The 24384-nt window shown below is 57.9% G+C and carries 21 protein-coding genes and 2 tRNA genes; 4 read left to right on the top strand and 19 right to left on the bottom strand.

The features are described 5' to 3' along the window. Window positions 1-51 precede the first annotated feature (51 nt). The 4 genes from HK44_RS08910 to HK44_RS08895 all read right to left on the bottom strand — a co-directional run bounded on the left by HK44_RS08910 (window position 52) and on the right by HK44_RS08895 (window position 2763). A complete protein-coding gene (locus HK44_RS08910; protein WP_019692138.1) occupies window positions 52-726 on the bottom strand; it encodes a protein phosphatase 2C domain-containing protein in 675 nt (224 codons plus the stop codon). After that, window positions 727-1431: a hypothetical protein gene (locus HK44_RS08905; protein ID WP_019692139.1), complete on the bottom strand. Its 705-nt coding sequence runs from the start codon at window positions 1429-1431 to the stop codon at window positions 727-729. Window positions 1432-1433: 2 nt separating this feature from the next. Further along, window positions 1434-2066: a hypothetical protein gene (locus tag HK44_RS08900; protein WP_019692140.1), complete on the bottom strand. Its 633-nt coding sequence runs from the start codon at window positions 2064-2066 to the stop codon at window positions 1434-1436. Window positions 2067-2145: 79 nt separating this feature from the next. Next, window positions 2146-2763, bottom strand: coding sequence for a type I restriction-modification enzyme R subunit C-terminal domain-containing protein (locus HK44_RS08895; protein ID WP_024264818.1), 618 nt, complete (start codon window positions 2761-2763; stop codon window positions 2146-2148). 200 nt (window positions 2764-2963) lie between these two features. On the opposite strand from HK44_RS08895, the gene HK44_RS08890 reads away from it, so the two are divergent. Next, a protein-coding gene (locus HK44_RS08890; RefSeq protein ID WP_141651692.1) for an IS3 family transposase occupies window positions 2964-4516 on the top strand; the annotation gives its coding sequence in 2 pieces (ribosomal slippage) (window positions 2964-3426 and window positions 3426-4516; 1554 coding nt in all). Here the strand turns inward: HK44_RS08890 and hsdR are convergent. From hsdR to HK44_RS08865, 5 genes are all read right to left on the bottom strand, one after another. Further along, window positions 4517-7291, bottom strand: coding sequence for a type I restriction-modification system endonuclease (gene hsdR / locus HK44_RS08885; RefSeq protein WP_024264814.1), 2775 nt, complete (start codon window positions 7289-7291; stop codon window positions 4517-4519). Between the two features lie 389 nt (window positions 7292-7680). Beyond that, the gene (locus HK44_RS08880; RefSeq protein WP_019692142.1) at window positions 7681-8976 is read right to left on the bottom strand and encodes a virulence factor family protein; all 1296 of its coding nucleotides are present in this window, start codon (window positions 8974-8976) and stop codon (window positions 7681-7683) included. Further along, window positions 8976-11618, bottom strand: coding sequence for a bifunctional lysylphosphatidylglycerol flippase/synthetase MprF (gene mprF, locus HK44_RS08875; RefSeq protein WP_019692143.1), 2643 nt, complete (start codon window positions 11616-11618; stop codon window positions 8976-8978). The genes HK44_RS08880 and mprF overlap by 1 nt, the downstream gene beginning before the upstream one ends. 278 nt (window positions 11619-11896) lie before the next feature. Beyond that, a tRNA-Met gene (locus HK44_RS08870) sits at window positions 11897-11973 on the bottom strand. Window positions 11974-12195: 222 nt separating this feature from the next. Next, window positions 12196-12272: transfer RNA gene (locus HK44_RS08865), tRNA-Met, on the bottom strand. Window positions 12273-12571: 299 nt separating this feature from the next. Between HK44_RS08865 and dinB the strand changes: the two genes are divergently transcribed. Then, the gene (dinB, locus tag HK44_RS08860; protein WP_019692144.1) at window positions 12572-13633 is read left to right on the top strand and encodes a DNA polymerase IV; all 1062 of its coding nucleotides are present in this window, start codon (window positions 12572-12574) and stop codon (window positions 13631-13633) included. A 13-nt stretch (window positions 13634-13646) separates the two neighbouring features. Here the strand turns inward: dinB and HK44_RS08855 are convergent, their stop codons facing one another. From HK44_RS08855 to HK44_RS08835, 5 genes are all read right to left on the bottom strand, one after another. Further along, window positions 13647-14600: a hypothetical protein gene (locus HK44_RS08855; protein WP_019692145.1), complete on the bottom strand. Its 954-nt coding sequence runs from the start codon at window positions 14598-14600 to the stop codon at window positions 13647-13649. A 17-nt stretch (window positions 14601-14617) separates the two neighbouring features. Continuing rightward, the gene (locus HK44_RS08850; RefSeq protein ID WP_019692146.1) at window positions 14618-16333 is read right to left on the bottom strand and encodes a proline--tRNA ligase; all 1716 of its coding nucleotides are present in this window, start codon (window positions 16331-16333) and stop codon (window positions 14618-14620) included. A gap of 125 nt (window positions 16334-16458) precedes the next feature. Continuing rightward, window positions 16459-18021, bottom strand: coding sequence for an AmpG family muropeptide MFS transporter (locus HK44_RS08845; RefSeq protein WP_019692147.1), 1563 nt, complete (start codon window positions 18019-18021; stop codon window positions 16459-16461). A gap of 43 nt (window positions 18022-18064) precedes the next feature. Then, window positions 18065-18379 (bottom strand): MGMT family protein, encoded by a 315-nt coding sequence (locus tag HK44_RS08840; protein WP_242031551.1) that lies wholly within the window; start codon window positions 18377-18379, stop codon window positions 18065-18067. 195 nt (window positions 18380-18574) lie between these two features. Continuing rightward, window positions 18575-18784: a cold-shock protein gene (locus HK44_RS08835; RefSeq protein WP_002554837.1), complete on the bottom strand. Its 210-nt coding sequence runs from the start codon at window positions 18782-18784 to the stop codon at window positions 18575-18577. A 353-nt stretch (window positions 18785-19137) separates the two neighbouring features. On the opposite strand from HK44_RS08835, the gene dcd reads away from it, so the two are divergent. Both dcd and HK44_RS08825 read left to right on the top strand, forming a co-directional pair. Continuing rightward, the gene (gene dcd / locus HK44_RS08830; RefSeq protein ID WP_019692149.1) at window positions 19138-19704 is read left to right on the top strand and encodes a dCTP deaminase; all 567 of its coding nucleotides are present in this window, start codon (window positions 19138-19140) and stop codon (window positions 19702-19704) included. 107 nt (window positions 19705-19811) lie between these two features. After that, window positions 19812-20030 carry a hypothetical protein gene (locus tag HK44_RS08825; protein ID WP_019692150.1) on the top strand — a complete coding sequence of 73 codons (219 nt, stop codon included), beginning with the start codon at window positions 19812-19814 and terminating at the stop codon, window positions 20028-20030. A 56-nt stretch (window positions 20031-20086) separates the two neighbouring features. Here the strand turns inward: HK44_RS08825 and HK44_RS08820 are convergent, their stop codons facing one another. Genes HK44_RS08820 through HK44_RS08800 form a run of 5 tightly spaced genes read right to left on the bottom strand, consistent with a single transcriptional unit; the run spans window position 20087 to window position 24269 of the window. Further along, window positions 20087-20851, bottom strand: coding sequence for an ABC transporter ATP-binding protein (locus tag HK44_RS08820; protein ID WP_019692151.1), 765 nt, complete (start codon window positions 20849-20851; stop codon window positions 20087-20089). A 13-nt stretch (window positions 20852-20864) separates the two neighbouring features. Further along, a complete protein-coding gene (locus HK44_RS08815) occupies window positions 20865-21983 on the bottom strand; it encodes a succinylglutamate desuccinylase/aspartoacylase family protein (RefSeq protein WP_019692152.1) in 1119 nt (372 codons plus the stop codon). A 12-nt stretch (window positions 21984-21995) separates the two neighbouring features. Continuing rightward, the gene (locus HK44_RS08810) at window positions 21996-22706 is read right to left on the bottom strand and encodes an ABC transporter permease (protein WP_019692153.1); all 711 of its coding nucleotides are present in this window, start codon (window positions 22704-22706) and stop codon (window positions 21996-21998) included. Continuing rightward, window positions 22703-23431 carry an ABC transporter permease gene (locus HK44_RS08805; RefSeq protein ID WP_019692154.1) on the bottom strand — a complete coding sequence of 243 codons (729 nt, stop codon included), beginning with the start codon at window positions 23429-23431 and terminating at the stop codon, window positions 22703-22705. The genes HK44_RS08810 and HK44_RS08805 overlap by 4 nt, the downstream gene beginning before the upstream one ends. 58 nt (window positions 23432-23489) lie before the next feature. Then, the gene (locus tag HK44_RS08800; RefSeq protein WP_019692155.1) at window positions 23490-24269 is read right to left on the bottom strand and encodes a transporter substrate-binding domain-containing protein; all 780 of its coding nucleotides are present in this window, start codon (window positions 24267-24269) and stop codon (window positions 23490-23492) included. Between the last annotated feature and the right edge of the window lie 115 nt (window positions 24270-24384).

Raw genomic sequence — 24384 nt, 5'->3', positions numbered from 1 at the left:
TCTAAAAAATGGGGCTGAATAAGAGTCGAAAAGGATGAATGGTTCGGCTCGTCAAATCGTTCGCATAATGACGCTCAGGCAACTGATGTCGTCATCGGTGGGCGGGGCGGGCAAGTGGCCGTCACGCAAAAATGTCTGTTGTTCCTGGGCACACAAACCGGCCCAGAAGCCATCACTCGCCAGCAACCAGTGTTGATTGGGGCGGGCGGGCCAGTAATTGATTTCAGGGCTACTTGTTCGCCGGGCGCTGAAGCAGCGGGTCAACGTATGACGCGATGAAGCCTGTGCAATTTGCGCATGGGTCAGGTCGCCCTGCCAGTTGGGGGCGCAATGTACAGCACTCAGCCAACTGATTTCACCATCATCTTCAATGGTGCCGAGGCAGCAGTCACCTTCATGAACAGTGAATGCAGTATCGGGGAGCAGGCAAAGCACTAGATAGCTGCAGGCTGCGAGGGGGAAATCGTCACGTAGCGTCTGATGGCTGTGGGCAATTATTCGCACCAGTGCTTCGGCCAGTTGCTCTGCGTTCAGTTCCGTGGTCAGTAACGGGTTAAAGCCGATGGTTAGATCATTAAGCAGGGCCTGGGCCAATTCTCCGCTGCGAGGATGACTGCTGCTGCCATCGGCAATCACGTAGAGACTGGCATGGGCATGGGCAAAGGCATCACGGTTGTCCGCCGTGAGGGTGCCTGCTTGGGTATGCCATTTAACAGTGGCGAGCATTCAGGTGGTTACCCGGACGATGTGATGCAAACGTTGCCAGATGATCTGCTCTCGTTCGCTATCGCCGCGAGCGGCGTCCTGCACCAGGTAGCCGAAGTCATTGCTCAGCAGCAGTTCAGCCATTGTCTGGGTCAGGTAGGTACGGAGTTCGGGGGCGGCAGATTCTACTTCGGTCAACAATTCTTCGCGGCCGTTAACCAGGTTGAGAATGTCCTCAAGGTCTTGACTGCCCAGTGGGTTTTGGGCGCCGCGACCGGCGTAGGCTTCAAGTTTGCTGGCAAGGAAGTAGGGCGGGCTGAACAGGCGAATACGAGAGCCGCTTGGCAATTCGTGCCATTGCGCGGTGGCTAAACCATCGGTGAACCAGCGGTTGTTACAGCCCAAAAGGTTTGCAGTTTCAGCGTCTTCGGGCATGAAGTCGACTTTCAGCTCGCCCAGGCGCATGCGGCAAATAACCTCATCCTGCGGCGATTGCTTGAAGCCCTTTTGCTTGAGTTGTTCGACCAACTGTTGCCACTGGGCATAGCCGGTCAGGTGCACGACCAAATCGACATCGTCGGTGTAGCGCACCTCTTCCAGGCTGAATTCATCGGTCAACAACAAGGCTGTCGTGCAACCACCGACGAACGCGACCTCTTGGCACAGGCCTTCCCCGAGCGCCTTGGCGACGACTTCGAGCATTTGAATGTTTTGTGTGCGGCTCATGATTACAAAATCTTCTCGCGCAGCAGTTGGTTTGCAAGATTGGCTTCCCGGGCATTACCCAGGCGAACGGCATCTATCAGCGCCAGGTATTCATACAAAAGGGAGTCCCTTTTGACCGCACCCGGTACTGTCTTGAACAGAGGGGTTATGGACTGCCCTTTGCGATTGCCGTAGGCGTCTGGCCAAACGTGGATCAGGTCGCCGCCACTCATCAGCTTGCCCTGTAACACGGGGGCGGAAAAGCTGGTTGGGATACCGCGCACCATTTCGGTGGGTTTGACTGGAAAGACATAACGCAGGCCATGTTCAATAAAGCCCAAAAGCGCTTTGTTGTTGACCCGAGGTAGCTGGGTGTTTGGGTCTATGCGGAGTAACCCAATCTGCTGACAGCGTTTCAGTGCCGAGGCGACTTCGGTTTTGCTGATGCCGAGTGAGGCTTGTAGGGCGCGAACAGAGTAGCTGTCGTTATGAACGGGCGGGTCCTGTTCTGGGTGATCCTCCCAGCCTTGCCATTGGTCGGTGGTATCGCTGAGCTTGATCAGTTCTGCTGTTTCGCTGTCGAGCTGGCGCTGCAGACGCTCGCGCTGTTCCAGGCAGATCAGTTTTATCAGCAGAAGTACGTCTTGACTCTTCATTGGGCCTCGGTTAGCAACTGTCCTTTGTCCTAGGACTGAGGACAGTTTAGGCGTTTTTGCTTAGCGCCTGTCAACTGGCTCAGCCGACCTCGGGCCACAGATTGTCGTTCAAGGCTTCCAGTACCTTATCCAGGTTGCCGCCGAGGTGGCGGTTCAAGCTCCTGATGCCGCCATCGTTCTGGAAGGCCTCGTTGACTTGTTGGGTGTCGATGATCACCTCAAGCACCAATTGTTTTGCCAGACGATCAAGCCATTTGCGTTGTACCGGCGTCCACTGCTGAAGGGCATAGATTTTCTGCATCGCATTGGCCACGCGTTGGTCGAAGGGCAGCAGAGCTTCGCCGATAGCGGCCTGACGGATATAGCCAATAATGCTCGCAGCGATTTCCTGGTTGGTCTGGTTGCGCCAGGCGCTTTTCAGGCTGACTTCGCTGAATCCGTGCTGATCCAGAAGTAAGCGGACACTACGCAGTTGTTCGCGAGTGAGGTCTTTCGGTCGATTGACTACCACGCCCAAGGCTGCGGATTGGTTGAGCTGGCTGTGGACAAAGTCGTGGAAGCTTTCGAGGTAGTCCTGAGGTTTGTGATAGGCGCCGTAGCTTTGCTCACGCACCATCAGTTCATCGCGGTGGGTGGAAATAATCGGATAGTTTTCTGAGCCCATCAGGTTGCTGACTGCATCCAGTTGGGTCAGCAACTGACTATGCTGACGAATAAACTGGGCCGCCTGCTTGGGTCCCAGTTCGTGCAGATGCTTGTGCAGTTTTGCAGGTTCTACGCCCCAAATATCTTCAAGCTCTTGGAGTTTTTTCTTCAGGGAGGGCCCCCGGTGTCAGGATAGTTGTCGCCTCTCCGGTTTTTCCTAAAAAGCATACCGGGGGCGGAAAGAGATTGGTTGTGCCGTACTATTCACCTGAACGCAGAGCCGCATTACTCAAGATGCTGCTTCCCCCACTGAACCTGTCGATGGCCGAGGTTTCCCGGCGCGAAGGGGTCAGCGAAATGTCTTTGTCCAACTGGCGCAAGCAGCTCAGTTCTGAAGGAAGTGCAGTGTCCGAAAACAAGTCACCGGCCGAGAGTTGGTCAGCCGAAACCAAGTTTGCTGTCGTCCTTGAAGCGGCCGGCTTGTCCGAGATCGACCTGGGCGAGTATTGCCGCCGCAAAGGCCTTTACCCCGAGCAAATCACTGCCTGGCGACAAGCCTTCATCACCGGCCAGAAATCGGAAAAGGCCCAGCAAAAAGAAGATCGGGAGCAGTCTCGCAAAGATAAGAAACGCATCCAGGAACTTGAGCGCGAACTGCGTCGAAAAGACAAGGCACTTGCTGAAACAGCTGCGTTGTTGGTGCTGCGAAAAAAGCTCAACGACTACTGGGGGACCGACAACGAGGACAACTGACGACTTTGCCAGAACGGCAGTTACTCGTTGGCTGGCTGAGCAACGCGGTCGTGGCGGGAGCCAGAAAAATCAGGGCCTGCCGGGAAATCGGACTATCGCTGCGGACTTTGCAACGGTGGACTGAAACAAACGTTATCCGCACCGATGCCCGAACGACTGTCACACGGCCAACGCCGCGTAATGCGCTGAGTGAGGTCGAGCGCCAGGCGATTGTGACGCTGTGCAACGGCGCTGATTATGCTCACTTGCCGCCCAGCCAGATCGTGCCGCGCCTGGCCGATCAAGGGCGTTATCTAGCGTCGGAGGCCACGTTTTATCGCGTCTTGCGTGCGGCGGGTCAACAGCAACATCGAGGCCGTTGTCAGCGCCCCAGGCGGTACGCAGCACCGACGACTCATGCGGCCAAAGCGCCCAATCAGGTCTGGTCGTGGGACATCACGTATCTGCCGTCGCCGATACGCGGCAAGTACTACTATCTCTATCTGATCGAGGATATTTACAGCCGCAAGGCCGTGGGCTGGGAGGTCTACGACGCGGAAAGCGGCGAGAAAGCCGCCGCACTGCTGCAACGCAGCGTGATCGGCGAGCAGTGTTTACGCGAACCGCTGGTGCTGCACTCGGACAACGGAGCGCCGATGAAATCGGTGACGCTGTTGAGCAAGATGTACGAGCTGGGCATCACGCCCTCGCGGGGACGACCACGGGTGAGCAACGACAATCCCTACTCGGAGTCGCTGTTTAGAACGCTGAAGTACTGCCCGCAATGGCCACAGGATGGTTTTGCCAGTTTGGACGCCGCACGAGCTTGGGTGAGGGATTTTATGCGTTGGTATAACCACGAGCACCGGCATAGCCGGATCCGTTTTGTCACGCCAGTCGAGCGGCATCGAGGGCTGGATCATCAAGTCTTGGCCCTGCGACATGAGCTGTACGAACGAGCCAAGGGGAAAACCCCGGAGCGCTGGTCGGGTCAGACGCGTAACTGGGAGCCGATCGGTACCGTGTTTTTGAACCCGGATCGAGAGCAACAGGTCGAGAAAAGAGCGGCATAGTTAGACGGTTGACGCGACAACTACCTTGAAAAACGCCGAGGGCTTGGATTCGGCTTTGTGGTCGGCCTTGCGCAGAATTCGCATGATGCGCTGGCTGAGTACGTCGAGCACATCGTGGGCGTGGCTACTGTCGTCCTGGTTGCCGGGAGCGTCGTGACTGGCATCACTGGTGAGTTCGCTGACCAATTGCTCTAGCGAAACATTCGGGTTCTTCACCAGGGGCTTCATGGTGTCGACGGCTTCGAGGCTGGCGTAGAGATCGACGGGGTCGTAGATACGGAACACCGTTTTACCAATTTCGTCGCAACGTCGGGTTGCGCGGCCTTTCATCTGTTCATAGAGAATGCGTGAGCGCACCCGGCGCATAAACACCAGATTGCAGATTTTCGGCACGTCGATGCCTGTGGTGAGCAGGTCTACTGTGATCGCGATGCTGGGGTGTGGTTCGTTTTTGTACTTACGAATCAGTTGTTCAACTTTGTCGCTCTGGCCGGTGATGATTTGCACCGTCGCTTGGTTGTATTGCTCACCGTAAGCGTCTTTGAAGGCCGCATTCAGGAGGTTTTTCACCCGTTCGGCATGGGCTTGGTTGACGCAGAAAATCATGGTTTTTTCTTCGCCAAAGGGGTCCAGCTCATTGGCTAGGGCATCGCAAATCACTTTGTCAAAAGCAGGCGTGATCACCCGGCGGTTGAACGACTCGATATTAAAGTTGAGTTCGTCTTCCAGTTCGGCGACATCAATTTCACCGGTCTGGGTATCGATGATGCTGACCTTTTCTCCCTTTTCAAATCGGATGCCGTTTTTGCTGAGCTGGGTTTCGTAGCGGATCGGTGGTTCATGGTCGATCAACCAGTCATCCGCCACGGCTTCACGATAGCTGTAGGTGAACACCGGCTTACCGAAAATCTCGCTAGTGTGTTTGGCCGGGGTGGCGGTCAGGCCGATTTTGCACGCGTCAAAATAATCCAGCACACGGCGGTACTGTGAGAGGTACTGATTGTGATCACGAACGACCAGCTCGCCCTCGCTCATCTCTTGATCGAGGGTGTAACCACGGTGGGCCTCGTCAACGATGATGCAGTCGAACTCGCCAACCGAAGGCGGCGTGTCAGAGCGAAAGATACGGCTGACCATGGCCTGCACGGTGGCCACCTGGATGCGGGTCTCCGCCTCGGCTGCCATATCGCCCAGCTCTTTGATGTCGTAGATCTGAGCGAGAGTGTGGTTTTGCTCAAGGGCAGTGTCGTTAAACGAGTCGATAGCCTGTTGGCCGAGGGCACTGCGGTCGACCAGAAACAGAATGCGCTTGAAGCGCTCCGCTTTCAGGAAGCGGTACATCAAGCCAATGATCGTGCGGGTTTTACCGGTGCCGGTGGCCATGGCAAGCAAGCAGTCGCGTTGGTTGTTGGCTAACGCTTGTTCTACTGCATGGATCGCCTTTTCCTGATAATCACGCAACTTCAGGTAGGCAAAGCCTTCTTCCTTGAGCTTGGCTTCAGCCTCTGCCTGGCTGCGTTTGAGCAGGTCCAGTAGGTCATTGGGTTTATGGAAATCTTGCAGCGGCCGGGATGTGTTGGCGGGGTTTCGCAGATCTCGGAACCAGGTCCCGGAGTGTTCCGCGAGTTGCTTGATGTAAGGGCGCCCATTGCAGGCAAAGGCAAAGGGCACTCGGAAGCTTGCCCCTTCACCATCATTCCATGGTGCGGAGTGCCCGGCGAGTAGCCATGGCTGTAGATGTTCTGGAGCGAATTTGAATTCACGAGAATAACGCTCGGCTTGGGGAATACGGTCTGCAACGTTAATGCGTTTACGCTTGGCTTCAACGATGGCTACCGGCGTCAAACCTACAAACAAGACATAGTCAGCACAGGCTTTTGGACTGCTGGTGGGCCATTCGGCGATGGCTTTATTCTGGCCTTTCTCTGGTCTGGCCCCTTTGCTGTACGTCAGGTCGAGGGAGTCAGCTTCCCACCCCGCATCGACGAGTTGCTGGTCGATGAGGATACGGGTGAGGTCTTCACTCAGGTCGAATTTATGGGTGGCCTGCATAATGTTATGCATGACCTGAGATGAGGCTTGGGGTTGGGTCAATAGTTGAATTTGCAAAGCTTTAATACGTTGCTCGTGCTCAACACGCAACTTTGCCAGCTCGGCTTCATGCTGTTTGGCTTGCTGCTGATAAAGGCGAGATTCAGCATCCATTTGCTCTGCTAGAACGGAATACTCTTCGGCCTCGCGCTTCTTCAACTCAGTCAACTGCTGGTTGCTTTCAAGCTTCTGGCTGGACTCGCTCAATTGCGCTTTCAGTTGCTCAATCTGGTTTTGTAGATCGCGCAGCGGGGCGCTGGGGTCATCCGGTTTAACAAAGGGGGGAGGTTGGAATTGGTCGCCTTTCTTTCCGAACGATCGGTGGTACCAAATGGCTAAAGCGCGAGCGACCTTGAGCCCATCCATTGCCTCGCGGTGCTGGGTACGAAATTGGTGGGTGGCTTTATTGCCTTCGACACGAAGTGTTCGAAACAGATCGCGGATATTTTGATCCAGCTGGATGTCCCGACCTAATTTGTAGAGTAGGTCCGACTGCGTGGTAGTTGCATCGAAATCAATACCCGCCCGGCTGGCCAAATCTTGAGCCAAAGCCTCGCCCAACTGCCGAAGCTTCATCAATGTGGTGTTGGGATCGCTGGCAAAAATCTGTTCGGCCGTGCTCGCAAGCTGAAGGAAAACGGGATCGTGTTCCTTGAGAAAGGAGAAGTTACTGTTCGCGGCCATATTCGATCCTATGCATGCTCGTCCCTTGATTGCGCGTAGTTGAGCTTAGTGCGCGCGATATTACATTGAGCTTACTCAAGATCGACCAGATTTGGCTATGGCTTGGGAGGGCTTAGTCCTGCGCCTATTGCCTTGAAAGTTATTCGCAGTGGCATCATCGGCGACGGGGTTGGAATTTGGCTGCGGATTGCAGCACTGCATTGAAGATGCCTGCTCGCGATGCAGGCGCCTCGATGTGTCAGGCAATCCAGGTGATGCTATCGCGAGCAGGCGAGCGTCGCCCGGCTCTTCCCACAGGTGAACTGTGCCGTCCGGTCGAGCTGGGCGTGACATGAAAAAGCCCCCGTTGCCTTGCGGCAGCGGGGGCTTTTTGTTGAGCCTGGCTCAGGTCACTGTCCTGCGACCTTGTCCTTGTTCTGACGTTTCTCGATCGCATTGACCAGGCGTTTGGCCAGGGCCGGGTAGTTCTCGTCGAAGTGGTGGCCGCCCGGCAGCTTCAAGGCTTCACCAACAGCGGTCTTGTCGGTGCATCCACTCTCGGCGATTTCTTCTGCGCCGTAGATGCACAGCACCTTGTCGGCGGGCAGCTTGGCCATTTCCGGGCCGGTGTCGGCCTCTTTGCCGGCATTGCCGAGCCAGCCTTCGACCTGGATTTCGAAGCTGCCAGTACGGGCAAAGGCCAGCAGGATGATTGCATCGACCCGCTGCTGTTCGCTTTCCGGCATGCGGTTGTAGATCGCTGGCAAGACGTCGGCGCCGAACGAGTAGCCCGTCAGGATGAAGCGTTTGGTGCCCCACTTCTGGCGGTAGTGCTGCATCAGTTCGGTAAGGTCAATGGCGCTTTGCTCAGGGCTCTTGTGCTGCCAGTAGTAGCGCAGGGTATCGATGCCGACCACCGGGTAGCCGATCTTCGCCATTTCACCGGCCACGTCACGGTCCAGGTCACGCCAGCCGCCGTCACCGGAAAGGAACAGGGTGACGGTGTCCTTGGCTTGGCCGGCAGGCACTTCGACCACCGGAATGTTCAGGCCGCCGTTGCCCTTGTCGGCGCCGACGAGGAGCTTGCGCAGTTCGTTGTTGAGGACTTGCGGCAGGTTGATGTCGTAGTCGCTGATGCTGGTTTCGGCATTGGGTTGATCGCGCACGAAGCCGGCGCTGGTGTCGTCCGGGTTATCGTTCCATGCGACCAGCCAGTGACCGTGAGCTGCGCTTTTTGGCAGTAAGTGGGTGCAGCCGGGCTTTTCCAGCGCCAGGTCTACTGAAATGGCTTGGGACTTGTCGTCCTTCTGCTCGGCCAACCAGCGCCAGGCCAGGACGGCGCCAGGGCCGATACCGCTGACCAGGGTCGCAGGGCCCTTGAGCTGCTGGAAGGCTGCCTGCAGGGCATTACCTTGTTGCGTGCAGTCTGTGGGCAGGACCACCTGAACGATTTGCGCGGCACCGCCGCGGCTCAGGGTCATCAGTTGCTTGTCGCTGAGCTTCTGATCTTCGTTCACCGCGACAACCACCTGGGCGCGCGGCGTGGTGCCGGGAATGACACGGGTCATTGCCGGGCCGTCAATGGGCGTCAGCAGTTCGAGGGTGGGCTCGGGTGCCGGGCGATTCCAGTACCAGTAACCGCCACCGAGGATCACAGCCAGCACCACCAGAGTGGCCAATACATACCGCCAGGAGCGTTGAATCATCAGCGTTTCACCAATCCAGTCAAGCCGCCCGCAATCAGGGCGGCGGTATCGGCCAGTGCCACCAGCGGATCGAGTCCGGCGGGCACGGCCATGTAACGAGGTTCCCAGTCAGGCTGGAATTTGTCCTTGAAGCGGCGCAGCCCCTGGAAGTTATAGAGCTGCTCGCCACGGCGAAACACCATCGAGCCGAGGCGTTGGGTCAGTGGCGCACCGCGACGGGGTTGCAGGCCCGACAGCGGCACCATGCCCAGACTGAAACGTGTATATCCATGATTTTTATAATGTTGAATCAGGCCGACCATCATGAACTCCATGGTCAGCTTGGGGGCGTCCGGGTGTGCACGCATCAGGTCGAGGCTGGCCAGGTCATGGCTATACGTCTCGAGCAGGTTGGCGAATGCCACCGGGCGACCTTCAAAGTGAATGATCGCAATACGGAAGTGCTTGAGGTAATCATCGCTGAAACGGCCGAGGGAGAAGCCTTTCTCGCGAACGTTCTTGCCGGTCAGCCAGGCATCGGAAATGACCTTCAGCTCTTCCATGGGGGCATGACCCGGCTCATAGATTTCCAGCGACAGGCCATCGCGGGTGCCACGGTTCCAGGTGTAACGCAGGTCCTTCATCTCTTTGCCCTTGGCCTCGAGATCAAAACGGTGCAGGTCAACCCGGGCTTCTTCGCCCAGTTTGATCGCAGTCAGGCCGATGTCCATGTAGTACGGCAGGTTTTCGGCGCGTACCTGATAGAACACCGGACGGGCGTGATGAAGGTCGCAGAGGTCACGGAACTGCCAGATCATTTCTGCGCGTTGCTGGGTCGGGCCGATCGGGTCGTACAGGGCCACCAGACTGCGGCCACGACGCGCATACATCAAGAACGCTTCGTCGTTAGGGTGAAACAGTAGCGCCTTGTCACCGGTCAGCGCCAGGCCTCCGTCCGGTTGCGACGAGGCCATCAGGATCTTCAGCGCCTTATCCAGCTCTGCGGCGTCGGGCTGATGAATCACCGGGCGAGCGGTGCGCAGCAGCCAGGTCAGAGACACCACTACCAGCAAGACGGCCGCGCCGAGCAACGAGCGCAGGCCGCGCGGGGCATCGGAGTCCAGGGTGAACTGCCACCATAGTTGATGGCTGTACGGCACATCCTGATAGGCAAACAGCAGCAGCCAGATCGAGGCACCCAGCACGCACAGGCTGGCCACCAGGTACAGCGGCGAGAACGGCACTTCGGTCAAGCGGCTTGGGCGGTAGAACGAGCGTCGGAAGATCGCCAGCAAGCTGGCGGTCAGGATCATCAGGCAAGCTTCTTCCCAGTCGAACCCTTTGAGCAGCGAGAGCACGGCACCGATCATCAGCAAAATGGTGGTCAGCATCCAGGCGGCCGAAAGGCGACGGCGCAGACCTTGAGCCAGCAGCAGGCAGAGCACGCCGATCAGGCTGGCACCGAAGTGCGAGGCATCGACCAGGCGATGGGGGATCAGGAATCCGATGTGTTCCAGGCGGGTGTCGATTTCCGGTGTCGCACCGGAAAACAGCAACACGACGCCAGACAGGAACACCAGGATTGCCAGTACCGGTGCGGCCATACCCGAGGCGGCGCGCAGCGATTGGCGAGTGTTGAACAGGCGTTGCGCTTCATTGATCAGCAGCAGGACGCAAGCCGCCAATAGCGGTAGAACCACATAGATCAGGCGATACAGCAGCAGGGCCGCGGCCAGTGGTGCCGCGCCGAGTTTGTCGGCAAAGGCCGCCAGCAGAATCGCTTCGAATACCCCGACACCGCCTGGTACGTGGCTGAGCACACCAGCGGCCAGGGCCAGGAGATAGACCAGCAGGAAGGCGCCGAACGGTGGAGCTTCCGGCAGCAGCAGATACAGCACGGTCGCGGCGGCTGCCACGTCCAGTGCGGTAATCACCAATTGCAGGAAGGTCAGGCGACGACCCGGCAAGCGTAGCGTGCGTCGTCCGATGCGAACCAGCAGATTATCCGTATACGGTTGTTCTGGCAGGCGGCGGCGGAAGAGGCCGATGGCCAATACCGAGCAGAGCAGCAACACGGCAATCGCAATTGCACCCAGCACGGGTTGCGACACATGCAGCGCAGCGGAAGCAGCAGGCAGGTTGCTGAGTGTCGCCAGGGCCGCGAGCGGCGGCAAAGCGCAGCCCAATGACAGGCTGGCAAACAACGTCATGTGGGCGACTTCAGACGCCCCGAGCCCGTGACGTGCGTACAGGCGGTAACGCACCGAGCCGCCGGACAGCAGCGAAAGGCCAATGGCATTGCCGATGGCAAATGCGGTGAAGCCACCCAGAATCATGGTGCGCGGCGGCAAGCTCACGCCAGCGTAACGCGTGGCCGACCATTCATAGCCGAGCAATATGATGAAGCCTGTAATGGTTGCAGCCAATGCGCCGAGCAGGGCTGGCTTCGGCACTTCCAGAATCGAGTCGTGCAGGGCGTAGAGATCGAGCTCACTTAATAGATGGCGACAGGCAATCAACGCGATAGCGAACAATAGCAACGTAACCGCCAGGCCAATGGGCTGACGGTACTTGCTGACCAGATCCAGCCAGTGCAGACGGGTGGCCGTGATCGGTTGTGTTGCTGTGACGGTGTCTTGTGAATCAGACGAGTTGGCGCGCATCAATCACCTCTTGGATTGTGCGCGACAGGATGGGGGTATCCAGCCAAGTTACCAATCCCTGTAGAAAAAAATAATCACAAATATTAACGCGTATCACCGGGCATCGGGGATTACGCACATTCAATCGTAGAGAGGCTTGCCTGCGATTCAGCATAGCCTGATCTGGTGGACTCCGAAGAGCGCCAAAGGTTCGTAATACATTGCCAGATCATTGTTGCGAAAGGACTTTTCTACAGATACAAAAAAGGCCGCTCTTTCGAGCAGCCTTTTTTGATGTTTGGTTGCGGGAGCCGGATTTGAACCGACGACCTTCGGGTTATGAGCCCGACGAGCTACCAGACTGCTCCATCCCGCGTCTGTGTGGCGGCATTCTACAGACGATCGCCTGAGTGTCAACCGTTAATAGTCCGCTTGGTCAAATTAGCGTTAATTAACCTCGAACGGTTGCTGCGCTCAAGTTAAGTATAAGAAGCGCAAAGGGTTTTTTCTTGGCTCTGGCGACGAGAGGAGAGGATGGGCGACAAAAAACACATGCGCACAAAAAAGGCCACTCTTTCGAGTAGCCTTTTTTGATGTTTGGTTGCGGGAGCCGGATTTGAACCGACGACCTTCGGGTTATGAGCCCGACGAGCTACCAGACTGCTCCATCCCGCGTCTGTGTGTCGGCATTCTACAGAGGATCGCTGGGCTGTCAATCGCTAATTCAGAAAATTCTGTTCCTGTTCAATCGCTTAGCGTATCAAAAAGGAGGTCTGATAGGGCTTGAGGGCTTGTGGCATAAGGCTTTCAGCTCTATTGATGGGTTGGTTTCGATTGAAAAAATAAATCCAGCGAAGGCATTTCCTACCGCTAATAGAGAAGAAACAAAGCACTGGTGCTATATACAGTTGTCAGTGAGATACTGGCGATCCGGTTCGCCGTAGTCCTTTTTCTTTCATTGAACACCGCCTTATATGACGCAGCGCAAAATCATCCACGTCGATTGTGACTGCTTCTATGCCGCCATCGAGATGCGTGACGACCCGACTCTGGCGAGCAAACCGCTGGCGGTGGGGGGCTCGGCGGATCATCGCGGGGTTATCGCGACGTGCAACTATGAGGCGCGGGCTTACGGAGTGCGCTCGGCCATGTCCTCACGGCATGCCTTGAAGCTGTGCCCGGACCTGGTCATCGTCAAGCCGCGAATGGATGCCTATAGAGAGGCGTCGAAAGAGATTCAGACGATTTTTCGCGATTACACCGACCTGATCGAGCCTTTGTCGCTGGATGAGGCGTACCTCGACGTATCCGAAAGTACGCATTTCGCTGGCAGTGCCACGCGAATTGCCCAGGACATTCGGCGCCGGGTCTCCAATCAGCTGCATATCACCGTCTCGGCGGGTGTGGCGCCGAACAAGTTTCTCGCGAAGATCGCCAGTGACTGGAAAAAGCCCAACGGGTTGTTCGTGATTACACCGGATCAGGTCGAGGACTTTGTCTCGCAGTTGCCGGTGAGCAAGCTGCATGGCGTCGGCAAGGTCACTGCCGACAAGCTGGCGAAGCTCGGTATTGTTGATTGCCTGCAGTTGCGTGACTGGAACAAGTTGGCGCTGGTGCGCGAATTTGGCAGCTTTGGCGAGCGTCTGTGGAGTCTGGCGCGGGGGATTGATGATCGGCAGGTGCAGAACGACAGCCGTCGGCAGTCGGTGAGTGTCGAAAACACCTACGATGTGGACCTGCCGGATCTGGTCAGTTGCCTGGATAAGCTACCGGACCTGCTGGAAACCCTGAACGGGCGTATGGCGCGGATCGATAGCAGCTACCGGCCGGGCAAGCCGTTCGTCAAAGTGAAGTTCCATGACTTTACCCAGACAACGCTGGAGCAGGCCGGGGCAGGGCGTGACCTTGGCAGCTATCAGCTGTTGCTGACTCAGGCGTTCAATCGGGGTGGCAAGCCCGTGCGTTTGCTGGGGATCGGCGTGCGCTTGCAGGATCTGCGTGGCGGGTTCGAGCAGTTGGATCTGTTTGATCGTTAAAAGCAAAAGATCGTCAATTTGCGCCTGGATCCGCCACTAAACGCCCGGCATCCTTGGTCAGCGACTTGAGAAACTCGCTTTGCAGTTCGGGGTCGTTGCGGGTCAGTTCGATCAGGCTTTGTTCCAGCTCGCTGGCTTCTTCTTCCAGACCCAACTCCGACAGGCGTTTGACCCGGTGCACCCACTGGCTCACTTCGTCGTCTTCGAGGTCGTCGTAAATCAGCGCATGGGCTTCCAGCAGTTTACTGCGCAGGCTGCTGCTGATCGTCAGGGACGAGTCGATGTGAACGTCGTCCTGAGCATCTTCGACAGTGATCTGCAGCTTGCCGATACGGTTCAGGTCCTGTTCCGCGAACGGGCTGTCGAGCAGGTTCAAACGCAACACGCCGTTGCGGTCAGTGGTGAGCTCGAAGGTCTGCGTGCCGGCCTTGACCTCTACCGGGCGCTCGCTCCATGGCAGGCTCGAATATTCCATGCGCTTATCACGCTGGACTTCATCGATGCCGGCCAGGTTCTGTTGTGCGCGACCATGGGACTGTATGTTCATGAACGGGTTGAGCCCGGCAATGCCTGTGCTGATCCAGTCCTTGGTCATGCTGTCTGGCAGGTTGCCGAGGGCGAACACATTGGCGATGTTCGCGCCGACACCGCCCACCAAAGCCACTGCGCCCAGAGGAATCTCGTAGACCTTGCGCCAGGGTTGGTAAGGCGTGTAACGATCGTAGCGCCGGGTGACATCGTACTCGGTGACTTCGAAGGTCTTCTGCTCGTGAATCCGTACCCGGCGTTGCGGCAGCTCAAGCACCTTAGGCTCGCCGACATCGATCTGCAGGCTGTGATCGAGCAGTTTGCGCTCGATGCGTTCCTCGTGCTCGCTGCGTTGTGACATCTGATTGGCGCAGCCGCCGAGCAACAGGGTGCCGCACAGGGCGGCACCACCGAGGCTTAAGGTGTTTCGCTTGAACATGACTTCTCTATCTGGTGTCAGCGGCGGATACGAGCCTGAAGGAACGACAGTACGTCAGCGACCGGCAGCGCTTGCGGCTCGGCCTCGGTACGGCTCTTGTATTCCAGGTTGCCTTCGGCAAGGCCGCGGTCACTGACCACGATCCGGTGAGGAATGCCGATCAGCTCCATGTCCGCGAACTTGATGCCCGGGCTGGTTTTCTTGTCGCGATCGTCCAGCAGCACTTCGAAGCCGGCAGCGGTCAGTTCCGCGTACAGCTTGTCGGTCGCTTCGCGAACCTGCTCGGTTTCGTAGCGCAGAGGCACCAGGGCGATCTGGAAGGGCGCGAGGGCGTCGCTCCAGATGATGCCTTTCTCGTCGTTGTTCTGCTCGATGGCCGCAGCCACCACGCGGGACACGCCGATGCCATAGCAACCCATTTCCAGGGTGACCGGCTTGCCGTTCTCGCCGAGTACTTCGCACTTCATCGCTTTGCTGTACTTGTTGCCTAGCTGGAAGATGTGTCCGACTTCGATGCCGCGCTTGATTTCCAGGGTGCCTTTGCCGTCAGGGCTCGGGTCGCCGGCCACGACGTTACGCAGGTCGGCAACGGTCGGTACTGGCAGATCGCGCTCCCAGTTCACGCCGAAGTAGTGTTTGTCGTCGATGTTGGCGCCGATGCCGAAGTCGCTCATCAGCTCGACGGAACGGTCGATGATGATTGGCAGCGGCAGGTTCAACGGGCCAAGGGAGCCGGCGCCGGCGCCAATGGCGTCGCGCAGTTCGGCTTCGGAGGCCATGACCAGCGGGCTGGCGACGCCAGGCTGGTTGGCGGCCTTGATTTCGTTCAGTTCGTGGTCGCCACGGATGATCAGGGCAATCAGCTTGCCTTTCTCTTCGGCGTGAACCACCAGGGTCTTGATGGTCTTCTCGATTGGCAGATTGAAGCCTTCGACCAATTGCGCGATGGTTTTCGCGTTCGGGGTGTCGACCAGGCGCAACTCTTCAGACGGTGCGGCACGCGAGGTTTCGCGTGGCACGGCTTCGGCTTTCTCGATGTTCGCTGCGTAGTCGGAACCGTTGCTGAAGACGATGTCGTCTTCGCCGGATTCGGCCAGTACGTGGAACTCGTGGGAGCCGGCGCCGCCGATGGAGCCGTTGTCGGCTTCAACCGGGCGGAACTTCAGGCCCAGGCGGGTGAACACGTTGCAGTACGCCTGGTGCATGCGGTCGTAAGTGACCTGCAGCGATGCCTGGTCGGCGTGGAAGGAGTAGGCGTCCTTCATGATGAACTCGCGACCGCGCATCAAGCCGAAGCGTGGGCGGATTTCGTCGCGGAATTTGGTCTGGATCTGGTACAGGTTGATCGGCAGCTGCTTGTAGCTGCTCAACTCGTTGCGCATCAGGTCGGTAATCACTTCTTCGTGAGTCGGGCCGGCGCAGAAGTCGCGACCGTGACGATCCTTGAAGCGCAGCAGTTCAGGGCCGTACTCTTCCCAGCGACCGGATTCCTGCCACAGTTCAGCCGGTTGAGTGCTCGGCATCAACACTTCGAGAGAGCCGGCGGCGTTCATTTCTTCACGAACGATGGCTTCGACCTTGCGCATCACTCGCAAGCCCATCGGCAGCCAGGTGTACAGGCCGGAGGCGAGTTTGCGGATCATGCCGGCGCGCAGCATCAGCTGATGGCTGACGACGACCGCATCGGAAGGCGTTTCTTTCTGTGTGGCGAGCAAATATTGACTGGTGCGCATGGTAGGCCGTTGTCGGTTGCTGAAGACTAGAAATGACGAAGCATTGTACGGGTGAGATTTGCTGGCGTACAGGATTGCGGCCGGCGGCGTGGCTCGAGTGCGGGGAAAGCCCCGCGCTCCAGGGGCTATGATTCTTCGACGGTGGTGGCGGTCTTGGCTGGCTCGGGCGTTGGTGTCGGACCTTCACGGCGGTTTTCCTGGAACCAGTGCAGGGCGATCAACAGCAGGGTTGGCACGCCGAGCAGTGTCGTGATGATGAAGAAGTTGTGATAGCCGTATTTCTCCACCATGACTCCGGAGTAGCCGCCGATCAGGCGTGGCAGCAGGAGCATGATCGAGCTGAGCAGGGCGTACTGGGTCGCGGAAAACTTCAGGTTGGTCAGGCTCGACAGGTAGGCGACGAAGGCCGAGGTGGCCATGCCTGAACTGAAGTTATCGAGGGAAATGGTGACGATCAGCATCTCCAGGTTGGCGCCCATGTCGGCGAGCATCACAAACAGCAGGTTGGTAGCGGCTGATGCGAACCCGCCGATGAACAGGATCGGCAGGATTCCGAAGCGCACGATCAGCAGGCCACCCATGCCGGCGCCTATCAGGGTCATGATCAGGCCGAAGATCTTGCTGACGCCGGCGATCTGATCCTTGGTGAAGCCCAGGTCAATGTAAAACACGTTGGCCATGACGCCCATGACGGTGTCGGACATTCGATAGGTGGCGATCAGGCCCAGCAGCAGAAAGGCCTGCCAGCGGTAGCGCACAACGAAGTCGTTGACGGGCGTCAGTACCGGGGCCAGGCCGCGACGGCCCATGGCGGAGAGGCACAGGCTGGTCAGGATGATATAGAGCAGCGCCCGGAGAAACGCTCGATCTTCCAGCAGCAGATCCAATGGGCTCATGGCGCCCGTGATCACGCTGGCGAAGTCGGTGTTGTAGAGCTGGGTAAACATTGCGGGCACCGATACCAGCAAAACGATAAGTACGAATACCGACACCAATTGGTGCGCAAAACTGTAGCGACCAGCGGACAGTTGGGTACGCAGCGGCACAGGAGGCTCGCGCATGAGCAGGCTGGTCACCAGTGCCGGGATCATCAGCAGGCCGAACAGTGCGTAGGTGCCGGTCCAGGCCGAGTGCTTGTAGTTGAACCCGGTGGAACCGAAGCCTTCGGCAATGAACAGTGCGCCCGCTGTCGCCAAGAGGGCCGCGACCCGATAGCCGGACATATAACTGGCAGCCAGTGCCGCCTGGCGCGTGTCGTCGACAATTTCCAGGCGATAGGCATCGACGGCAATATCCTGGGTGGCAGAGGCGAATGCGACCAGAACGGCAATCGCAATCAGCCAGGACAGGTGTTTTTGCGGGTCGCAGAAACCCATGCCGATCAGGCCGAGGACCAGCAGTATTTGCGCCAGGACCAGCCAGGAGCGTCGTCGGCCGAGTTTGCCGAGTAATGGCAGGCGCCATTGGTCGAGAAGTGGCGACCACACCCATTTAAACGCGTACGCCAGCCCGATCAGGCTGGCATAACCAATCGTTTCTCGGGCCACGCCGGCCTCACGCAGCCACACGGAAAGCGTTGAGAATACCAGCATGTAGGGTAGGCCAGCGGCGAAACCCAGTAGCAACAGTACGAGCGTCGAGGGGCTGGCATAAGCAGCGAGCGCGGCGCGCCAGGTTTTACGGGGCATGGGCTGGAGTCTGCCTCAAAATTGCGAAAACAAAGCGCGCACTCTAACCGCTGTGCTCTACCGGGCGCCAGCCATGACGCTGAATATCAACACGATTGTTCAGGATACTGACACCTTCCATGCGCAAACGTGCCCGCTGTTCATCGCCTGAGGGGCTTCCCACCGGCAAACTGAGGCGACCGCCGGCAGCCAATACGCGATGCCAGGGCAGTTTGGTGTCGCCGGGCAACTGACTCAGTGTGCGGCCCACCCAGCGCGCGGCCCGTCCCAGGCCTGCCAGTTCGGCGAGCTGACCGTAACTCACCACTTTGCCTTCCGGAACCTGGGCCAGGGTCAGGTAGAGCGTGGTTCGGCGCATTTGCGCCGGGGTTTCGGTTTCATGGTTGGTGTCAGTCACGTTGCCGCTTCCTGATGAGGATGTTGAGGCTGTTTCTAGAGTAAGTCTTCAGAGGGTGAATGAAAATCTCACGATATTTGGCATGGTCGGTAAAAACAGACGGGCACAAAAAAGCCCCGCTTTTGAGGGCGGGGCTTTTTACTAAATCAGGACAAGTTAGATAACTTGAACTTCTTCAGCTTGCATGCCTTTCTGACCGCGGGTAGCGATGAAAGAAACCTGTTGGCCTTCTTTCAGGCTTTTGAAGCCGTCGGATTGGATAGCTTTGAAGTGAACGAACAGGTCGTCACCGGATTGTGGGGTGATGAAGCCGAAGCCTTTTTCATCGTTGAACCACTTAACGGTACCGGTTTGGCGATTAGACATGGTGTAACTCCTTGAACAAAGATAACTGCGACTCAGGAAGAACCCTGGCCGAGACTGAGTGCAAAGAGCAGGAAAAATTCTTGTAGATGGTTGGATCGAAATTCAACATATCGTGTAGAGATTCTCAGTGACACAAGCAGCACAGTGGCGCCACCTTAACCCTTTTTCCTGAACGTGCCAATGGTCTTTACGAAGGTTTCTCTGTTTTCATGACTGACGGTGCGCTGTATTGCCGCGAAGGCCCGGAAATCGTGGGGGATCGGCGAGAAATGTGCCCCGGACTTTGAACCGGCGGCGCGCCCCGGTAAGATGCCGGACAGAATTTTTCCACCTCGCTATTCAGGACACCCGCCATGAGCATCAAATCGGACAAGTGGATTCGCCGCATGGCGCAAGAGCACGGCATGATCGAGCCCTTCGTAGAGCGCCAGATGCGTGGCGAAGGTGCCGACCGGCTGATTTCCTTCGGCGTATCGAGCTACGGCTATGACGTGCGTTGCGCCGATGAATTCAAGGTGTTCACCAACATCAACTCGGCGACTGTCGATCCGAAAAACTTTGATGAGAAGAGCTTCGTCGACGTCAAAAGCGATGTGTGCATCATTCCGCCAAACTCTTTCGCGCTGGCGCGTACCGTCGAGTTCTTCCGTATTCCGCGCAATGTACTGACGATCTGCCTGGGCAAGAGCACCTACGCTCGCTGCGGCATCATCGTCAACGTCACGCCGCTGGAACCGGAGTGGGAAGGTCACGTGACCCTGGAGTTCTCGAACACCACCACGTTGCCTGCGAAGATCTATGCCAACGAAGGCGTGGCGCAGATGCTGTTTTTCGAGTCCGACGAAGAGTGTGAAGTGTCCTATAAGGACCGTGGCGGCAAGTACCAGGGCCAGCGTGGCGTGACCCTGCCGCGTACCTGAGTCAGCCGTCTGACAAACCGATGGAATTCCTGGGTGGGCGTACACTCTATGGGGTGTACTGCTCCGATGCGCGCAAGGCGCATCGGGCCATCGCTCAGGAGTGCTTCATGAAGATCGATCCGCGAATAAGTGCCGAACTGGCAAGGCTTGAGCCCAATCAAGTGGGCCTGCTGGCCTGGTCATTGCTGGCGCATCCGCCTGTCGCGCAGGCCGGCGGAATCCCCGGTCAACCCGACCCCGATACCCCGAACGAACAACCGACCGAACCTGGCGAGCCTGGCGAACCCACCTTGCCGGATAAGCCGCCTCCGGCGCCGGTTGCCTGATTTCCTGCATCGAAATTCAATGGCCCAGGGCTGGTTTGATCCCACAGAATCTGGGGCTATTTGAGGTTGCCGCTCAGGAATTGCTTCAGGCGTTCGCTTTTCGGATTACCCAGCACGTCTTCAGGTGCCCCTTCTTCCTCTACCAGCCCCTGATGCAGGAACAGCACCTGATTCGAGACTTTGCGGGCGAAGCTCATTTCGTGGGTCACCATGATCATGGTCCGGCCTTCTTCGGCCAGGCCCTGGATTACCTTGAGCACTTCGCCTACCAGCTCCGGGTCGAGCGCCGAGGTCGGTTCGTCGAACAGCATGACTTCCGGCTCCATCGCCAGCGCTCGGGCAATCGCCACCCGCTGCTGCTGACCGCCCGACAGGAACGCCGGGTATTGATCCGCCACGCGCGCCGCCAGACCGACCTTGTCCAGATAACGCCGGGCGCGATCTTCAGCATCTTTCTTGCTGACACCCAGCACCCGGCGCGGGGCCATGGTGATGTTTTCCAGCACGGTCATGTGGCTCCACAGGTTGAAGTGCTGGAACACCATGGCCAGGCGGGTACGGATTCGTTGCAGTTCGGCTTCGTCGGCCACCCGCATGCCATGGGGGTCTTTGATCATGCGGATCGCTTGACCGTCCAGGCTCATGGCGCCGTCGTTGGGTTGTTCGAGAAAGTTGATGCAGCGCAAAAAAGTGCTTTTGCCCGAGCCGCTGGCGCCGATCAGGCTGATCACGTCACCGGTCTTGGCCTTGAGCGAAACGCCCTTGAGCACTTCATGAGTGCCGTAGCATTTATGCAGGCCTTCGATGGTCAGTTTGTACATGGGGCATGCATCCTCAAGGCGAAAGTAGGTAGCCGGTGCGATAGGCTTCGAGGCCTGCAACATGGGCAATCACCATGCCTGCGGTGGCCATTCGGCGAGTCGAACGGGCGTAGAGCAGGCCGGCGTTGGCGCAATGAACCGGGGTCACACGGTCGCCGATCGGGTCGATGATTTCGGCAATCAGTTGTCCCTCCGCCAGATACTCGCCCGGCAGCACGCTGTACACCAGCAAACCGCCGACCGGGGTTGCAACCGGTTCTACCGCGGCCAGAGGCGTGGCAGGGTAGGGCAGTTCGGGCAAGGGCGGTGCTTGACCTTCGATAGCGCCGAAATGAACCAGATAGTCGATCAGCGCCTGGCAGTCGCGGCTGGCCAGCGGATGATTGACGTCGCCTTGACCGCGTAATTCGACAGTCACCGAGAAGCTGCCCAGCGGAATGTTGAAGTGCTCACCGAAGCGCTCCTGCATTTGCCACCAGACCAGAGTGAAACACTCGTCGAATGAATGACCGCCGGAGTCGGTGGCCAGCAGGCTGGCTTCGGCGCCGATGTAGCGCGCCAGAGGCTCGACTTGCGGCCAGGCCTCGGGCGTGGTGTACAGGTGTGCAACGGCTTCGAAATCACAATGCAGGTCCAGCACCATGTCCGCGTCGCAGGCCAGTGTTTGCAGGGTCAGGCGCTGGGATTGCAGTTGGGTGCTGGCGGTTTGCCGAGCCAGCGCGTTGCGCAGGCTGCTGCGGATCAGCTCAAGGTTGTGTTGAGGGTCGTCGTTCAGTTGCCCTTCGATCTCGCTGGCGACTTCTTCGCCGAGGTCAACGAACCAGCGGTTGAAGTTTTGTCCGCTTTCCAGTTCGTAGCGGCCCAGTGGCACGTCCATCAGCACTTGTTCGAGGCCGATCGGGTTGGCCACGGGCACCAGCACGATCTCGCTGCGCAGACGGCCGGCGGCTTCGAGTTCCGCCAGGCGCAGCTTGAGGTGCCAGGCCACCAGCATGCCGGGCATTTCGTCGGCGTGCAGCGAGGACTGGATGTAGATCTTGCCTTTGGCCTGGGTCGGGCCGAAGTGGAAGCTGTGGATCTGTCGTGCAGTGCCCGGCAGTGGGGCAAGCAGGTCATGGATCTGGTGGCGCATTTGCAAAAAATCCTAGTGAGTCGGCCCGAGGAACGCCAGCCAGCGGCGTTCGGCCAGTCGGAACAGGCCGACCAGCGCAAAGGTGACGGTCAGGTAAATCAGCGCGGCGATGCCGAACGACTGAAAGGTCAGAAAGGTCGCCGAGTTGGCATCCCGCGCCACTTTCAAAATGTCCGGGACGGTGGCGGTGAACGCCACGGTGGTCGAGTGCAGCATCAGGATCACTTCGTTGCTGTAGTACGGCAACGAACGACGCAGGGCCGACGGCATGATCACGTAGGCGTACAACTTCCAGCCCGTCAGGCCGTAGGCCTTGGCCGCTTCGACTTCGCCGTGGGCCATGCTGCGAATCGCCCCGGCGAAAATCTCCGTGGTGTAGGCGCAGGTATTCAAGGCAAACGCGAGGATGGTGCAGTTCATCGCATCGCGAAAGAACGCATCGAGCACCGGCTGCGCACGAACCGCGGCCAGGCTGTAGATCCCGGTGTAGCAAATCAGCAACTGGATATACAGCGGCGTGCCACGGAACAGGTAGGTGTAGAACTGCACCGGCCAGCGCACGTAAAGCTTGGATGAAACCCGGGCAATCGACAGCGGAATCGACACCAGAAAGCCGATGAAGATCGAGGCGCTGAGCAGCCACATGGTCATCGCCAGGCCAGTAATGTGATAACCGTCGGTGTAAAGGAACGGTCTCCAGTAGTCCTGCAGAAGTTCGATCATCGTACGGCCTCCCGGGCGCCGGCGGCATAACGGCGTTCAAGCCTGCGCAGGACAAAGTTCGAAGCGCTGGTGATCAGCAGGTAAATCAAGGCGGCCAGCACCAGGAAGTAAAACAGTTGATAGGAGCTTTTACCGGCGTCTTGAGCCGCTTTGACCAGGTCCGCCAGGCCGATGATCGACACCAGCGCGGTGGCCTTGAGCATCACCATCCAGTTATTGCCGATGCCCGGCAGGGCGAAGCGCATCATCTGCGGGAACACCACGAAGCGGAACCGCTGACCGCGTTTGAGGCCATACGCAGTGGCGGCTTCGACCTGGCCCCGTGGGACAGCGAGGATCGCGCCGCGAAAGGTCTCGGTGAAATACGCGCCATAAATGAAGCCCAGGGTGATGACCCCGGCGCTGAACGGGTTGATTTCGATGTACTCCCATTCCATCAGGTCGGTCAGGGAGGTCAGCCAGGTTTGCAGGCTGTAGAAAATCAGCAGCATCAGTACCAGGTCCGGCACGCCGCGGATCAGTGTGGTGTAGACCTGGGCGGGAACTCGTAGCAGTTTGACGCTGGAGAGTTTGGCAGTGGCGCCGAGCAGACCGAGCAACACGGCCACCAGCAGCGACAACACCGATAATTTGATGGTCATCCAGGTGCCTTGCATCAGCAGCGGACCGAAGCCCTTCAAGCTGAAGGCAGAAAGCCCGAGGTTTTGTAACAGTTGTTCAAACATAAAATCTGCAACCTGATAGCGTGAAAAAAGCGCCCATCACGAGGATGGGCGCCGGGCATTATTTGCCGCTGTACAGATTCAGATCACCGAAGTGTTTCTTTTGAATGGTCGCGTAGGTGCCATCATCGTGTAACGCTTTGATACCTTTATCAAGAAGGGCTTTGAGCTCTTTGTTACCTTTCGAGATACCGACAGCTGTTTTGGCTGGCAGCAAAGGATCGTTGACCGGCTTGCTGACTTCATAAGCAGCACCTTGTGGCGACTTCAAGAAGCCCAGTTCGGCTTGCAGCATGTCCTGGATCGAGGCGTCCAGACGACCGGAAGTCAGGTCGGCGTAGACCTGATCCTGGTTGGCGTAGGCCTGAGTGGTCACGCCAGCCTTGTCCAGCACGGCCTTGGCGTAGGCTTCCTGGATAGTGCCTTGCTCGTAGCCGACCTTTTTACCCTTGAGCGAGGCCACGTCAGAAACGCCGGAACCTTTCTTGTAGACCAGTGCGGTAGGGCCGGAGAACAGCTCGCTGGAGAAGTCGATGACTTTTTCGCGGGCTTCGGTGACGGTCATCGAAGAGATCACACCGTCGAATTTATTGGCCTTGAGGCCCGGAATCATACCGTCGAAATCGCTTTCGACCCATTTGCACTTGACCTTCAGTTCGGCGCAGATCGCGTTGCCCAGATCGATGTCAAAGCCCACCAGGCTGCCGTCGGCCGCTTTGGACTCGAACGGAGCGTAGGACGGGTCAACACCAAAACGCAGTTCTTTGTATTCCTTGGCCAGTGCGGAACCAGCGGCCATGCACAACGCCAGTGCAGAAAGGGTCAGCAATGCTTTTTTCATTATTAAATCCCTAAGAACCAATTTGAGCGCTTGTGGCGCGAAATTATTGTTACTGGAAAGCGTAAGACCTTAAGAAAGTAGCAATTTCCGAACCAGAGTCCCGAACAAGCGTTTT

The sequence above is a fragment of the Pseudomonas fluorescens HK44 genome, from assembly GCF_000217955.3.
Lineage (GTDB): Bacteria > Pseudomonadota > Gammaproteobacteria > Pseudomonadales > Pseudomonadaceae > Aquipseudomonas > Aquipseudomonas fluorescens_AQ.
Note: the sequence above shows the minus strand (reverse complement) of the source record. Positions and strands in the feature narration are given on the sequence as shown.